We start from the raw sequence: 13,098 nt of genomic DNA, 5'->3' as shown, positions 1-13,098 counted from the left end.
CTCTCGCCGCGCTCAGCGTACGCCCGCGGCGGACGGCAGCAGCAGTTCGTCACCTGCACGCGGAGCCACCTGCCAGTCGTGGAACCGCGTCTGAGCGATGGTCACGTCACGGCTGGGGAGCAGCTCCCAGCGATCGAGTTGCGCACCGAAGTAGGTCGCAAGCGGATCGGCGACCACCTCTCTCTCATCGCGGCGGAACCGCAGCTCGCGCTCGGCGAGATAGCCGAGCTCGAACACCTCGGGACCGGCGTGCTCTGTGACTCCGCCGGTCGGGCGCCCGAGGGCGGCACGCGCGACCGCGGTGGCGACATCGTCGGCGGCGATCGGCTGGATGAGGGCGTCGGAGACGTGAGCGATGCCACTGCGGGTGGCGGCATCCGTGATGCTGCGGATGAACTCGAAGAACTGCGTCGCATGCACGATCGAGAACGGGCGCCCCGAGACTGTCAGGAGACGCTCCTGCTCGGCTTTGGCCCGGAAGTACCCGCCTTCCGAGCGGGCGAGGCGGTCCGTGCCCACCACCGACAGGACGACGTGGTGCCGCACGCCGGCGGCGGCGCCGTAGGTGAGGAGGTTCAGGGTCGATCCGCTGAAGAACTCGCGGGCGCCCTCCTCGTCGGTGTACGACGAGTTCGACACGTCGACGATGGTCTCGACTCCGGCGAGCGCGTCAGCCAGGCCTTCGCCGGTGAACGAGTTCACGCCGACCGCCCGTGCGACGACGACGACGTCGTGGCCGGTCGCCCGCAGTCCGGCCACGACCCGCGAGCCGATCAGCCCGGTCCCCCCGATGACAGCGATCCTCATGTCGAACCCTCTCTGTTCATCGCGCGCGGGAAGCGCACGTCTCCAACTGAGACCGGACGCCGCGACCATCTGTGACACGTTTTCCACGTTTCGGCGGATTTCGGTTCAACGGTCACATCCGCCCGCGGCGGCCGGTCTTGGCTGACAACACCGCACGTCCACCTCGAAAGGAATCGACATGTCCGAGCAGAAGCCCACCGTCGTCCTCGTCCACGGCGCGTTCGCCGAGTCATCCTCGTGGAACGGCGTCATCGCCCAGTTGCAGCAGCACGACGTCCGCGCGGTGGCCGTCGCGAACCCGCTGCGCAGCCTGGCCGGCGACGCCGCCTACGTGCGCGATGTTCTCGCGTCGATCGACGGCCCGATCGTCCTGGTCGGCCACTCCTACGCCGGGTTGGTCATCACCGAGGCGGCCGCGGGCAACGACGCCGTCGTCGGCCTCGTCTACGTCGGGGCGTTCGTGCCCGAGACGGGCCAGAGTGCGTTCGACCTGTCGAACAGCGCACCCGGCAGCACGCTCGGTGACGCGCTCGCGGCGTACCCCGTGTCGAGCGGGGGCAACGAGTTCGCCATCCGTCCGGAGCTGTTCCACCACCAGTTCGCCGCCGACGTCTCCGCCGAGGTCGCCGCTCTGATGGCCGCCACGCAGCGCCCCGTCACGCAGGCCGCGCTGTCGGAGGGTCTGCCGACCGAGCACCCGGCGTGGCGGGACATTCCCTCGTGGCATGTCTTCGGCGAGAAGGACCTCAACATCCCGGTCGCCGTGCACCGCGCCGGCGCCGAGCGCGCGGCCTCGAGAGGTACGCACGAGATCGCCGGCGCCTCGCACGCGATCTCGGTGTCGGAGCCCGCTGCGGTCGCCGCGACGATCGCCGAGGCGGCCAAGGCCTACATCGCGAGCCTCTCCGCGGCGGCGTGACAGATCCGCGGCGCCCCGGATGACGGTCCGGTCTCCGGGGCGCCGCCCCACTCGAGAGGCACCCGCATGCTCACCCCATTCCGCACTCCCCTGCGCTCCGTCGACGCCGGCGAGCTCACCGTCGGCTACATCGACGCCGGCGATCCCGCCGCCGAGCCGGTCGTGCTGCTCCACGGCTTTCCGTACGACATTCACAGCTACGTGGACGTCGTGCCGTTGCTGACGGATGCCGGCTACCGCGTGCTCGTCCCCTACCTCCGCGGGCATGGCACGACGTCGTTCCGCGAGGCCCGCACCATCCGCTCCGGGCAGCAGGCGGCGATCGGGGCAGACCTGCTCGCCTTCATGGACGCGCTCCAGCTGGAGCAGCCGATCCTCGCCGGCTACGACTGGGGCGCCCGCGCGGCCTGCGTCGTCGCCGCGCTCTGGCCCGAGCGTGTGGGAGGTCTGGTGTCGGTCAACGGCTACCTGATCCAAGACATCTCGGCAGCCGGCATCCCGCTCGCGCCCGGTCTGGAGGCCGGATTCTGGTACTTCTGGTACTTCGCGACCGAGCGCGGCCGCGCCGGCCTGTCACAGGACCCGCGGGGTATCGCCGACGTCATCTGGCGCCGTAACTCCCCCGCCTGGACGTTCGACGACCCCGACCTGGCTCGCACCGCCGCAGCGTTCGACAATCCCGACTACGTCGACGTGGTCATCCACTCGTACCGTCACCGGCTCAGCCTCGAGCCCGGCGCGCCGCAGCACGTCGACCTCGAGCGACGCCTCGCCGCGCTGCCCCCGATCGCCGTGCCCACGATCACGCTCGACGGCACCGCCGACGGCAACTTCCCCGCGACCGACGGCTCGCAGCACGACCGGTTCTTCACCGGCACGCGCATGCATCGGAAGATCCCTGATGCCGGACACCACCTGCCCGCCGAAGCCCCCCACGCGTTCGCCGAGGCCATCCTCGACATCGCCGAGCCCCCGGGCGACGGCGCCGGAACCCCCTGACCCACGAAGGAGAAGCAATGTCATCGGATCTGCAGGGAAAGGTCGCACTCGTCACCGGTGCCTCCTCTGGAATCGGTCGTGCCACCGCGCTCGCGCTCTCACGCGCCGGGGTGAAGGTCGCCGTCGGGGCACGCCGGGTCGACCGGCTGAAGGAGCTCGTCGACTCCGCGCCTGCCGCGATGCTCGCCGTGCATCTCGATGTCACCGACGAGCAGTCGGTGACGGATGCCGTCGCCGCTGTCGTCGAGAAGTTCGGCCGTCTCGACGCCCTCGTCAACAACGCCGGGCTGATGCAGAGCGGCATGATCGTCGGCGCCGACACCCGCGAGTGGGTGCGAATGGTGCAGACGAACCTGCTCGGCTCGATGTTCGCCGTGCACGCCGCACTCCCTCACCTGATCTCCTCCAAGGGCGCGGTGGTGCAGGTCTCTTCGACGGCGGGCCGCACGGCGTCTCTCGGCAGCGGCGCCTACGCGGCGACCAAGTTCGGCATCACCGCGTTTTCGGAGTCGCTCCGGCAGGAGGTGACCGCGCTTGGCGTGCGGGTGATCGTGATCCAGCCAGGCTTCGTCGCCACTGAGCTGACCGACCACATCACCGATCCCATCATGCGGGCTGCGGCTGCGGAGATCGGCCAGTCGATGCGCCCGCTGGCCCCGGAGGATGTCGCGGAGGCTGTCCTCTACGCATTGAGCCAGCCGACTCACATCTCGGTGAACGAGATCCTGGTGCGGCCGACCGACCAGGTGCGTTCATGAGCGGCGCTGTCTGATGCCTCACGTCACACGGCGCACGCCGACACCGGCATCGTGAGGTCACGGCGCCCTTCGTCTGTTCCGTCGGTGGGGGCGTCTACGCTCTGGGCATGCGGTGCGTCGCCTTCATGCGGAACGTCAACCAGGGTCAGCGTGGCCATCCGTCGACGAGCGATATCGTGGCGGGATTCGCCGACGCCGGATGCCCCGACATTCAGACCTTCCAGAGCAACGGCACCATCCTGTTCGACTCCGACGAGCCTGCATCGGTGATCGAACAGGCGGCGGACGCCGTCGCGGCGCGGTCGGGCCATGAGCGGGAGGTCCTGTGGATCCCGCTGTCCGAGCTGGCGGCAGTCGCCGACGAGCACGGCGCCACGCCGGAACCGCGCCGGTTCGAGTTCACGCTGCACAGAGGCGCGATCATCGACCCGCACGATGCCCGGGTGGTGAGCTGCGCCACGGAACATCGCTGCTCCATCGTGGATGCCGGGAACGGGTGGGCTCTCGTTCGCAACCACGTCGAGGGCGAAGGCCACGCGACCCCCGTGCTCGAAAGCCTCACCGGGAGGCGTGCGACTTCTCGTGGGCTGCCGACGGTGATCCGGCTGGTCTCCCGCTTCGGTCGGTGAGGCTCACTCGCACGGCACGGCCACCCGTCTCCGTCGTCGTAGGCCGTCAGTCAGGCGTGCACAACCCGGTGTCGGCGCCGCTAGCGCGCACCTAGGCTCACGTGGCATGAACGAGAACGTCCGCGAGTACGACATCGTCATGCTCGGCGCCACGGGCTTCGTCGGCAGGTTCGCCGCGCGGCACCTGGCACGATCCGCGCCCGACGGCGTGCGGATCGCGCTCGCCGGCCGATCGCACTCCCGCCTGGAAGACGTACGCCGCGAGCTCGGCGTCGACTGGCCGATCCTCGAGGTGGACACGACCGATGAGAATGCCGTCACCCGAATGGCGGCGTCGGCGTCCGTCGTCGCGACGACGGTCGGACCCTACCTGCGCTACGGGATGGAAGCCGCCGCCGCGTGCGCACGCCAGGGCACCTCGTACGCGGACCTGTCGGGCGAGAGCATCTTCGTCGCGCGCAGCATCCAGCGCAACCACGACGTCGCCGAGAAGACCGGCGCCAGGATCGTCCATTCGTGCGGCTTCGACTCGATCCCCTCCGACCTCGGCGTCGGCCTCGCCCATGCCGCCGCCGGCGGTGTGCCGATCGTCGCGGCCACGCTGCGGGTGCGCTCGCTGCGCGGCGGCATCAGCGGCGGGACGATCGACTCGCTTCGTCAGCAGATGAGAGAGGTGAAGACGGATGCCTCCGTCCGGCGCCTCATCGCGAACCCCTACGCACTCACACCCGGGCCTTCGGTCCGCCTGCCGGGCCATGCCGGCAGCGGCTGGGGCAAGGAACGAGGCACCTGGCAGGCGCCGTTCATCATGGGCGCCTACAACCAGCAGGTCGTGCAGCGGAGCAACTATCTGACGGGGTGGAGCTATGGCCAGCTCATGCGGTACCGCGAGGTCGTGACGACGGGACGCGGCGTCGCAGGCTTCGCTTCGGCGGGGGCGATCAGTCTCGGCACAGCGGCTTTCGTCGGCGCCATGTCGTTCGCACCGACCCGCGCGATCCTCGATCGCGTGCTGCCGACACCGGGCACCGGCCCCGGCTCCGTTGCCGTCGACCACGGGCGCTTCGTCCTCGATGTCGACGTCTATGCCGTCGAAGGTCAGCCGGTGCGCGCTCGCGTCGGGGCCCCGTTCGATCCCGGCTACGGCGGGACGGGCATCATGCTGGCGGAGTCCGCGCTGAGCCTCGCGCTCGACGAACTCCCCGATCGCGCCGGCGTGCTGACGCCGATGGTCGCCATGGGTGAGAAGCTGGCGGAGCGGCTGCGGGCTCACCGATTCACGCTGGACGTCGCCCCGCTGAGCTGAACTCGGCGGGTCACCGCTGCCTCCGCGTCGAGCACACGGCTCAGCCCGCGGAAGTCCCGCAGCAGGATTCGCCTGAGGACGAAGGTCGGCAGCAGAGCCACCAGCCGGAGCCAGCCCGCGACGTCGCCCTCGTAGTCAGCGCGAACCCGCGTGCCTTCACCCTCGGACACGCACACATACTCGACCCGCGAGTTCCACGGCGACGTGGAATGCCAGACGACGCGGCGTTCGGGCTCGATGACCTCGAGCACGTCGGCGAAACGCACTTTGAAGGGACCGAAGATGCGGTCGACCGCCCACCAGCGGCTCCCGACCTCGGGCAGCCCGTCGCCTATCCGCTGCCGGAACTCCACTGCGGGTGCGAACTCCGGCCAGCGTGCCGGGTCGGCAAGGTACGGAAACACCCGCGCCGGCGGATGAGAGAGCCGTGCGTCCAGACTCACGCGCCGCCACATCGTCGTCACACCATCTCGGGCACCGGGCGGTCGGGGTACAGCTCCCGCATCGCCTGGTCGTACTTGCGCTTCATGAGCAGGAGATACAGCAGGCGGATCGGCGCGGGGATGTTCTCGCGCATCCACTCCTCACGCTCGCCCTCCGGCACACTCGCGATCAGCAGCCCGACCTGGAGCGCCATGACGTCCTTGCCGAGTTCCTTGCGGTGGGCGGCCAGGGTCTCGCGCGTGTGCTTCTCCATCCAGTCCCACTCCTGCTGTGACATCACGACACCGGCGACCGGCATGATGTCGTCCTCCTCCTGCTGGAGATGCGCCGCCAACGTGTCGCGCAGCGTCTCGATGTCACCGGCGAAGGCGTCCCTGAGGCCGGCATCGGCGGTGGCGACCCAGGGCGCCAGCTGCGGCTCGATGCGGGCGAGCTGTGCGGCGACCTCGGCATGCTGGGCGCGCATCTGATCGACGTGCAGCGCGCAACCCGGATCCCGCGAGGTGAGCCGGTCCCACAGAGCGATGTCCTCGGTCTCGTGATGCATGTGCAGTGCGTAGAAGTCGAGATGCGCGTACCGGCCGACGATCGCCGCACGTTCGACATCCCCGGCGTCCACCTCGCGGATCAGCAGCGGCAGCTCTCGGTAGAGCCAGCGCAGGATGCGGTGCACGAGGATCAACCCCGACGTGTCGCAGCCCGCGTGCTGGCCTTCGGGCAGCGCTCCCGACGACGGCAATTTGGCAGCCATGTCGTACCCCCAGTTTCCCCCGCCGACGCCGGGCTCGTCAGCAACGAGGGGCGCAGACAGCCGCACGATACACCTGTGGGCGAGGGAACACATCCCCTTCCCGCCTGTCGGTGCTCGTCCGACTGTTTGCGAGGTCGGGTCAGTGAACCTCGGTGACGCGCCCGGCATCGACACGCCAATGCCGGTCGAGCAGCACGGTGTCGAGCATGCGCCGATCGTGGGTCACCAGCAGCAGCGTGCCTCGATAGGAGTCGAGCGCCTGCTCGAGCTGTTCGATCGCCGCGAGATCGAGGTGGTTGGTGGGCTCATCGAGAACCAGCACGTTCACCCCGCGCGCCTGAAGCAGTGCCAGCGCAGCCCGCGTGCGCTCGCCCGGAGAGAGCTCGTCCACCGGTCGACTCACATGATCGGCCTTCAGACCGAACTTGGCGAGCAGAGTGCGCACCTCGCCGGACTCCATCGCCGGCACGAGCTCCTCGAATGCGGCGGCGAGGGGCCGTGATCCCGCCAACAGCGAGCGGGCCTGGTCGATCTCGCCGATCTCCACGTTCGCGCCGACACTGGCGGTGCCCTCGTTCGGTGCCCGCCTGCCCAACAGCGCGCGGAGCAGCGTCGACTTGCCGGCGCCGTTCTGACCCGTGATGCCGATCCGCTCGCCCGCATTCACCTGCACCGACACCGGCCCCAGCGTGAACGAGCCCTGCTCGAAGACGGCGGAGCTCAGCGTCGAGACGACCGTGCTCGAGCGTGGTGCTGCGCCGATCGTGAACTCGAGCTGCCATTCCTTGCGCGGCTCCTCCACCTCATCGAGGCGCGCGATCCGGCTCTCCATCTGACGCACCTTCTGCGCCTGCTTCTCGCTGGACTCCGTGGCGGCTTTGCGCCGGATCTTGTCGTTGTCGGGCGACTTCTTCATGGCGTTGCGCACGCCCTGGCTCGACCATTCCCGCTGCGTGCGTGCCCTCGCAACGAGATCCGCCTTCTTCTCGGCGAACTCGTCGTACTTCTCTCGCGCATGGCGGCGAACGGTCGCGCGCTCCTCGAGATACCCGTCGTACCCACCGCCGTACGCACGGTGGGAGTGCTGCGCCAGATCGAGCTCCAGGACGCGCGTCACGCTCCGCGCGAGGAACTCGCGGTCGTGGCTGACCAGCACGACTCCGCCGCGCAGGCCCCGCACGAACGCCTCGAGCCGCTCGAGGCCGTCGAGATCGAGATCGTTGGTCGGCTCATCCAGCAGTGCGATGTCGAACCGTGACAGCAGCAGCGCGGCGAGCCCGACTCGGGCGGCCTGGCCGCCCGACAGCGAGGTCATGGTCGCCTGTTCGGCGGGCGCCCCGCCGAGGTCGAGCCCCAGGTCGGCGAGTACGACGGGAATGCGTTCCTCGAGGTCGGCCGCGCCGCTCGCCAGCCAGCGATCCAGTGCCGTCGAGTAGGTGTCGGCGGGATCCACGCCTGCCTCGGACGGCGAAGCGTCGCCCAGCGCGGCCGCCGCGGCATCCATGTCCCTGGTCGCCTGTGCACAGCCGGTGCGACGGGCGATGTAGTCGGCGACGGTCTCGCCGTCGACGCGTTCGTGCTCCTGCGGCAGCCATCCGACGAACGCGTCGGAGGGCGAGAGCGTGACTGTGCCGGCCTGCGGTTCGTCGATGCCGGCGAGCAGTCGCAGCAGTGTGGACTTTCCGGCTCCGTTGGCACCGACCACCCCGACGACATCGCCCGGCGCCACGGTCAGATCGAGCGAGTCGAAGAGCGTGCGATGGCCGTGACCGCCGGCGAGGCCGCGCGCCACGAGTGTTGCCGTCATACGCCCATCTTCTCAGTGCGACGCCGAGCCAGGAGGGTGATCCAGCTTGCGCACCGCCGGTACTCAATGCCCCGCGCGCGTTCGGCGACCCACTTGCGTCCGGCCGCGCTTGTGGATCGACGCCGTGACCCTCACCAGCCGTCGATGTGCAGGACGTCGTCGAGCGGCGCACGGTGCGCGGGGCGGAAGTCCGTCCCCACGGTGTACGCGACGGGCAGCAGCACGCCTTGGCGCACGGTCGGCGGGATGCCGAGGAGCTCTGCGATCTCGCGCTCGTACGCGAGATGGAGGGTCGTCCACGCGCTGCCGAGACCGCGTGCACGCAGCGCGAGCTGCAGACTCCAGGCGGCAGGAAGAAGCGACCCCCACAGGCCGGCCTGACTTCCGGGCTCGAACTCCTCGGCACCCGTGAAGATCGCGCCGATCACGAGGACCGGGACGTCCCCCATGTGCTCGGCCAGGTAGTCGGCGCTCGACGAAACCCGCTGCTGCACCGCCTGGCGCGTCGGGTCGGTGTAGGTCCGGCCCCCGGACGCGCGATACCGGGCGAACGATCGCGCATACAGCGCGGCGATCGCCCCACGCTTCTCCGGGTCGGTGACGACGATCCAGTGCCACGTCTGAGCATTGCTCCCTGTCGGCGCCTGGAGAGCGACCTCGAGCGCTTCTCGGACGACGTCGACCGGCACGGGTCGTTCGAGGTCGAGCCGTCGCCGCACGGAGCGGGTAGTCGTCAGCAACTCGTCGGGGCTCAATGGGAGTACGTCGCTCATAGCTCGACGTTATCGGGCGTTCGGGATCCCGCGTCGGTACTCCACCCGCCGCGCTGATCGCGCCGGCGACCCCTCTGTGCGCCCTGCGTATCAGCCGAGTCCAACTGGTCGCGCGACACGGCTACCGGTTCCCGTATAGATCGCCACGTTCACTAGATTGCAGGCGTGGATAGGACTGTGATGCACGTCAAGCCGACTGAGTACGTGGAGGACAGCGTCCAGTTCTACCTGGATCTTCAGACCGGCATGACGGTGACGATCATCACGACAATCGCCGTGGCCTGCGTTCCGATTGCGTTCGTCATCTGGTCGCTCCGGCAGCGGGCATACGTGCTCGCCACGGTCGGGGTCTTGGTTGCGGGAGTGGTTGTCTCGTTCGGAAGCGCGATCTACTCGAACTACGCCGGACAGGCCGATGTCGAGATCGCAGAAGCAACTCTCAGCGGGACGATCACGGCCGTTGAAGGCTCCAACGACCGCACGATCTCCACAGTCCGACTGGACACCCAGGAACGATCGCTTCTGGTGGCCATGCCTGCCGAAGACTTGATCGTGGGTGAAACGATCGCGCTGACGTGCTTCACTCTGGATGGAGCGGTTGCGATCTACTCTCCGTGCACCCTGGACGCAGATGCAGCTGGGTGAGGAACCCATTCCGGGCTCGCTGGAGCTGAAGGGAACTGCACCGCCATACTTGCGACGATTCTGGCCTCCACGGGGCGCGCCATTGCGGTTTCGAATGGATCTCAACCTAGTCCGAGCCGATCAGAGCCATGGTTGTGCGGTCAGGGACCGACTCACGGGCAGCGCCAGCGTCGCCGGTAGCACGGTCCGCTACTCAAGATCCAGCAGCGACGGATCGTTCCGTACTGAGGATCGAGATCGCCGCTCGGGTGATCTGCGGGCGCTCAACGGCCTTCGCGAAGCCGCCCAGCGCCGCCGCCGCGAGGAACGCACGCAGCTGCGCGAGCGAGGTGAGGGCGAGCCTCGCCGAGTGGGAGTCAGGCGTCATCGCCCGCCATGATCTCGTGGCAGAGAGTCCGACTCGTGTCGACGTGGCGTCGGGCTACTTCAGCCGCGGCATCGGCGTCGCGGTCCCTCAGTGCGTGGACGAGCTCGCGGTGCTCTGCCAGAAGGACCTCGGGGGACCGATTCTGGCGTAGCAGCCAGTGCAGGCGCCCTTCCAGCGGTTCCAGGGTGGAAGCCAGGATGGGGTTGTGTGCCATGCGCGGCACCGCGTCGTGGAACGCCTGGTTGAGCTCGGCGAGTGCGGCGGTGTCGCCGCGCGCGTAGGCCGCATCCGCCTCGTCGGCGATGGCTGCCAATTCCTCGAGCTCATCGTCGGTGGCACGCATGCTGGCCAACCGAGCGCACTGCACGTCCAGCGCGACCCGCACTTCGAAGAGGTCGTCGACATCATCCTTCCCCAGGACCGTGACGATGACACCGCGTCGAGGGAGGTCCTGTACGAACCCCTCGCCCTTGAGCAGGTTGAGAGCTTCGCGCACGGGGACCCGTGAGACTCCCATCTCCTCCGCGAGGACCCGCTCGACGAGGTGATCGCCGGGAACGAAGTCGCCACGCAGGATTCGATCGCGGATGAGGTCGCGCACGCGCTCGCGCAACGGCTGGTGGGTGGACCCGATCGTCGCGGGGGGCTTCACGCCTCCTTGCGCGGATCGTGTTGCAGCGGTCATGGGCCTCTCCTTCTGGACGTTCTGTTCGCGACTGTATACGGCGTACCGCGAGCCGCGGCGTCCGGAGCGCCTATAGCCCGGATCTATGAAGGGCATCCACGTCATTTGTGGGATGGATATGGCGCGCGTTCTTTGGTTGATCGTATGTTGTATACCAACTTGCTCGTCAACGGAGATCGGAGCCGCAGATGACCCTCATCGATGTCCACCACCACCCCACGCTGCCTGGGCTCATCTCCCACCAGGAGCGGCGCGGACTGCCGGTGTTCCGGGGTGGTCCCGCATGGAACCCCGACATCGCGCTCGAGCAGATGGGTATCACCGGTACGACGATGTCGATCCTCTCGGTGCCTGCCGATATGTCGTGGGCGGGACGTGACATCGCTCGAGTGACGGACGACCTCAACGACGAGCTCTCCGGCATCGTCCGTGATGACCCGACGCGTTTCGGCGCGTTCGCGACGGTGCCGCTCCCCGACCCCGATCTGGCGACGGCCGCCGCGGTCGCGGCGCTGGACGGCGGCCGGTTCGAGGGCGTCGCAATGCTGACGAGCTACCGGGGCGCCTACCTCGCGCAGCCGGAGTACACCGGGTTCCTTCAGGAGCTCGACACGCGGGAGGCGGTGGTGTTCATGCATCCGATCCTGGTATTCGACGCTCCGGCCGGCTTGCCGGGACCCCTCCTGGAGGGCACCTTCGACACCACCCGCGCGGTCACCGCGCTCGCCGCCGCGGACGTGTTCTCCCGCTTCCCGCGCATCCGGTTCATCTTCCCGCACACCGGCGGGATGGTGCCCTACATCAAATGGCGCATCGCGATGCACGCGCTCCAGGCCGGCGACTGGAATGTCCCGGTCACCGCCGAGGGGCTCGAGGCTGAGATCCGGAAGCTCGACGGCCTCTACTACGACACGACGCTCAACCTCGGACCGCTGCTGCAGCTCGAGCGCACCGACCGCATTCTCTTCGGCACCGACGTCCCATGGGCGAACGAGTCGATCCTCCCCCTCGAGCGCGACTACGCCACGCAGGTGCGGGCCGGGTGGACGGCCGACCAGGTCGCGGCCGTCTCGAGCGGCAACGCCCTGCGCATCTTCCCGCACCTGGCGAGCCGTCTCGGCGCCGAGGGGCTGTCATGACCCGCGTAGGCTCCGACATCAGTCTCGCCCGCGTCGGCGACCTGTGGGGTGAAGGTCCCGCGCTCCTGGACACCCTCCACGCACAGGGGCTCGAGGGCGTCAACATCCGCACCCTCACGGACCTGTCACCGACCCTCGACGAAGGGGAGCTGGATGCCTTCCGCCGACGCGCGCTCGAGCTCGACATGTACGTCGAGATGGGCGTCGGCAAGATCAACCCGTACATGACCGCCGAGTTGCCCGCCGTCCGCGCCCTCGGAGAAGGGGACTACGTCGCCGGCATGGAGCGGATGTTCGCCGTCTGTGCGCAGATGGGCTGGACCACGCTGTGGACGGCGTGCGCAGGGGTAAAGGAGTATGCCGCGCCGTACGACACCGATCGCGCCCGCCGAGAGGCGCCGTGGCCCGATCAACTGCGGGCGATCCGAGGACTGCTCGACAAGCTGCTGCCGGTCCTTCGTCACTATGACCTGGTGCTCGGCATCGAGACGCACGAAGAGATCACGACCACCGAGCTCCTGCGCCTCGTCGAAGACGTCGCCGATCCCCACATCGGCATCTGCTTCGACCCGGCCAACCCGATCGCGCGCGGCGAGGATCCGCGGGCCGCCCTCGAGCGGGTCGCCCCGCACGTGGTCAGTACACAGCTGCGCGACATCCAGGTCTTCGCCTCACCCGACGGTGCGGGGCTCACCCGCTTCGTGCGGCCATGCGGCGACGGACAGCTGGACTGGAGTGAGGCGCTGGGCTCCCTGCTCGCCGCCCGGCCGGGCCTCAACCTCACCGTCGAGGGCATCGGCGGGTGGTCAGGGCGCAGCGACGTGCCGATCTCAGACCCGTTCTGGCGAAGCCTGCACCCCGATCTGAACGACGACGAACTCTCGGCACTGCGCGCCCTTGCCACCGAGTCGGCCGGGGCCGCGGGAGACGGCAGCGGGCCCTCGTTCGCAGACATCGACGTGTTCGCACCCGACCAGCGCGCCGCGCACGACGACTTCGTCGCCCGGTCCGCCGCACATCTTCGCTCCGTGCTCGCCGAGCACGCGGCATCCGTCCCCGCCCGATAGGA

15 protein-coding genes are annotated in these 13,098 nt (G+C 68.9%); 8 read left to right on the top strand and 7 right to left on the bottom strand.

Annotated features, from left to right (window positions below; genetic code table 11):
• Positions 1-12: 12 nt before the first annotated feature.
• Positions 13-807, bottom strand: coding sequence for an SDR family oxidoreductase (locus tag VIP82_RS00445; RefSeq protein ID WP_331905340.1), 795 nt, complete (start codon positions 805-807; stop codon positions 13-15).
• Between the two features lie 178 nt (positions 808-985).
• Here VIP82_RS00445 and VIP82_RS00440 point away from each other — a divergent pair, with 178 nt between their 5' ends.
• The 5 genes from VIP82_RS00440 (at position 986) to VIP82_RS00420 (ending at position 5,418) form a co-directional block, all read left to right on the top strand.
• On the top strand, positions 986-1,726 hold the full coding sequence (locus tag VIP82_RS00440) for an alpha/beta fold hydrolase (protein ID WP_331905339.1): 741 nt from the start codon (positions 986-988) through the stop codon (positions 1,724-1,726).
• A 66-nt stretch (positions 1,727-1,792) separates the two neighbouring features.
• A complete protein-coding gene (locus VIP82_RS00435; RefSeq protein ID WP_331905338.1) occupies positions 1,793-2,725 on the top strand; it encodes an alpha/beta fold hydrolase in 933 nt (310 codons plus the stop codon).
• A 17-nt stretch (positions 2,726-2,742) separates the two neighbouring features.
• On the top strand, positions 2,743-3,483 hold the full coding sequence (locus VIP82_RS00430; protein WP_331905337.1) for an SDR family NAD(P)-dependent oxidoreductase: 741 nt from the start codon (positions 2,743-2,745) through the stop codon (positions 3,481-3,483).
• Positions 3,484-3,590: 107 nt separating this feature from the next.
• Positions 3,591-4,112 carry a DUF1697 domain-containing protein gene (locus VIP82_RS00425; RefSeq protein WP_331905336.1) on the top strand — a complete coding sequence of 174 codons (522 nt, stop codon included), beginning with the start codon at positions 3,591-3,593 and terminating at the stop codon, positions 4,110-4,112.
• A 106-nt stretch (positions 4,113-4,218) separates the two neighbouring features.
• Entirely contained in the window at positions 4,219-5,418 is a 1,200-nt protein-coding gene (locus VIP82_RS00420) for a saccharopine dehydrogenase family protein (protein WP_331905335.1), read from the top strand.
• Here the strand turns inward: VIP82_RS00420 and VIP82_RS00415 are convergent.
• The 4 genes from VIP82_RS00415 to VIP82_RS00400 form a co-directional block, all read right to left on the bottom strand.
• Positions 5,382-5,861 (bottom strand): SRPBCC family protein, encoded by a 480-nt coding sequence (locus VIP82_RS00415; protein WP_331905334.1) that lies wholly within the window; start codon positions 5,859-5,861, stop codon positions 5,382-5,384. The genes VIP82_RS00420 and VIP82_RS00415 overlap by 37 nt on opposite strands.
• A gap of 17 nt (positions 5,862-5,878) precedes the next feature.
• Entirely contained in the window at positions 5,879-6,613 is a 735-nt protein-coding gene (locus tag VIP82_RS00410) for a hemerythrin domain-containing protein (RefSeq protein ID WP_331905333.1), read from the bottom strand.
• Positions 6,614-6,752: 139 nt separating this feature from the next.
• The gene (locus VIP82_RS00405; RefSeq protein WP_331905332.1) at positions 6,753-8,420 is read right to left on the bottom strand and encodes an ABC-F family ATP-binding cassette domain-containing protein; all 1,668 of its coding nucleotides are present in this window, start codon (positions 8,418-8,420) and stop codon (positions 6,753-6,755) included.
• Between the two features lie 131 nt (positions 8,421-8,551).
• Entirely contained in the window at positions 8,552-9,193 is a 642-nt protein-coding gene (locus VIP82_RS00400; protein ID WP_331905331.1) for a nitroreductase family protein, read from the bottom strand.
• 165 nt (positions 9,194-9,358) lie between these two features.
• Here VIP82_RS00400 and VIP82_RS00395 point away from each other — a divergent pair, with 165 nt between their 5' ends.
• Entirely contained in the window at positions 9,359-9,838 is a 480-nt protein-coding gene (locus tag VIP82_RS00395) for a hypothetical protein (RefSeq protein WP_331905330.1), read from the top strand.
• 193 nt (positions 9,839-10,031) lie between these two features.
• On the opposite strand, the gene VIP82_RS00390 is transcribed toward VIP82_RS00395, so the two are convergent.
• Together VIP82_RS00390 and VIP82_RS00385 are read right to left on the bottom strand one after the other, a co-directional pair.
• Positions 10,032-10,205, bottom strand: coding sequence for a hypothetical protein (locus VIP82_RS00390; protein ID WP_331905329.1), 174 nt, complete (start codon positions 10,203-10,205; stop codon positions 10,032-10,034).
• Positions 10,195-10,890 carry a GntR family transcriptional regulator gene (locus VIP82_RS00385; protein ID WP_331905328.1) on the bottom strand — a complete coding sequence of 232 codons (696 nt, stop codon included), beginning with the start codon at positions 10,888-10,890 and terminating at the stop codon, positions 10,195-10,197. The genes VIP82_RS00390 and VIP82_RS00385 overlap by 11 nt, the downstream gene beginning before the upstream one ends.
• A 188-nt stretch (positions 10,891-11,078) precedes the next feature.
• Here VIP82_RS00385 and VIP82_RS00380 point away from each other — a divergent pair, with 188 nt between their 5' ends.
• Both VIP82_RS00380 and VIP82_RS00375 read left to right on the top strand, forming a co-directional pair.
• A complete protein-coding gene (locus VIP82_RS00380) occupies positions 11,079-12,029 on the top strand; it encodes an amidohydrolase family protein (protein WP_331905327.1) in 951 nt (316 codons plus the stop codon).
• Complete coding sequence (locus VIP82_RS00375; protein ID WP_331905326.1) at positions 12,026-13,096, top strand: sugar phosphate isomerase/epimerase family protein; 1,071 nt, start codon at positions 12,026-12,028, stop codon at positions 13,094-13,096. The genes VIP82_RS00380 and VIP82_RS00375 overlap by 4 nt, the downstream gene beginning before the upstream one ends.
• Positions 13,097-13,098 lie beyond the last annotated feature (2 nt).

Origin of the sequence: Microbacterium sp. (genome assembly GCF_036566905.1) — a bacterium.
GTDB lineage: Bacteria > Actinomycetota > Actinomycetes > Actinomycetales > Microbacteriaceae > Microbacterium.
Note: the sequence above shows the minus strand (reverse complement) of the source record. Positions and strands in the feature narration are given on the sequence as shown.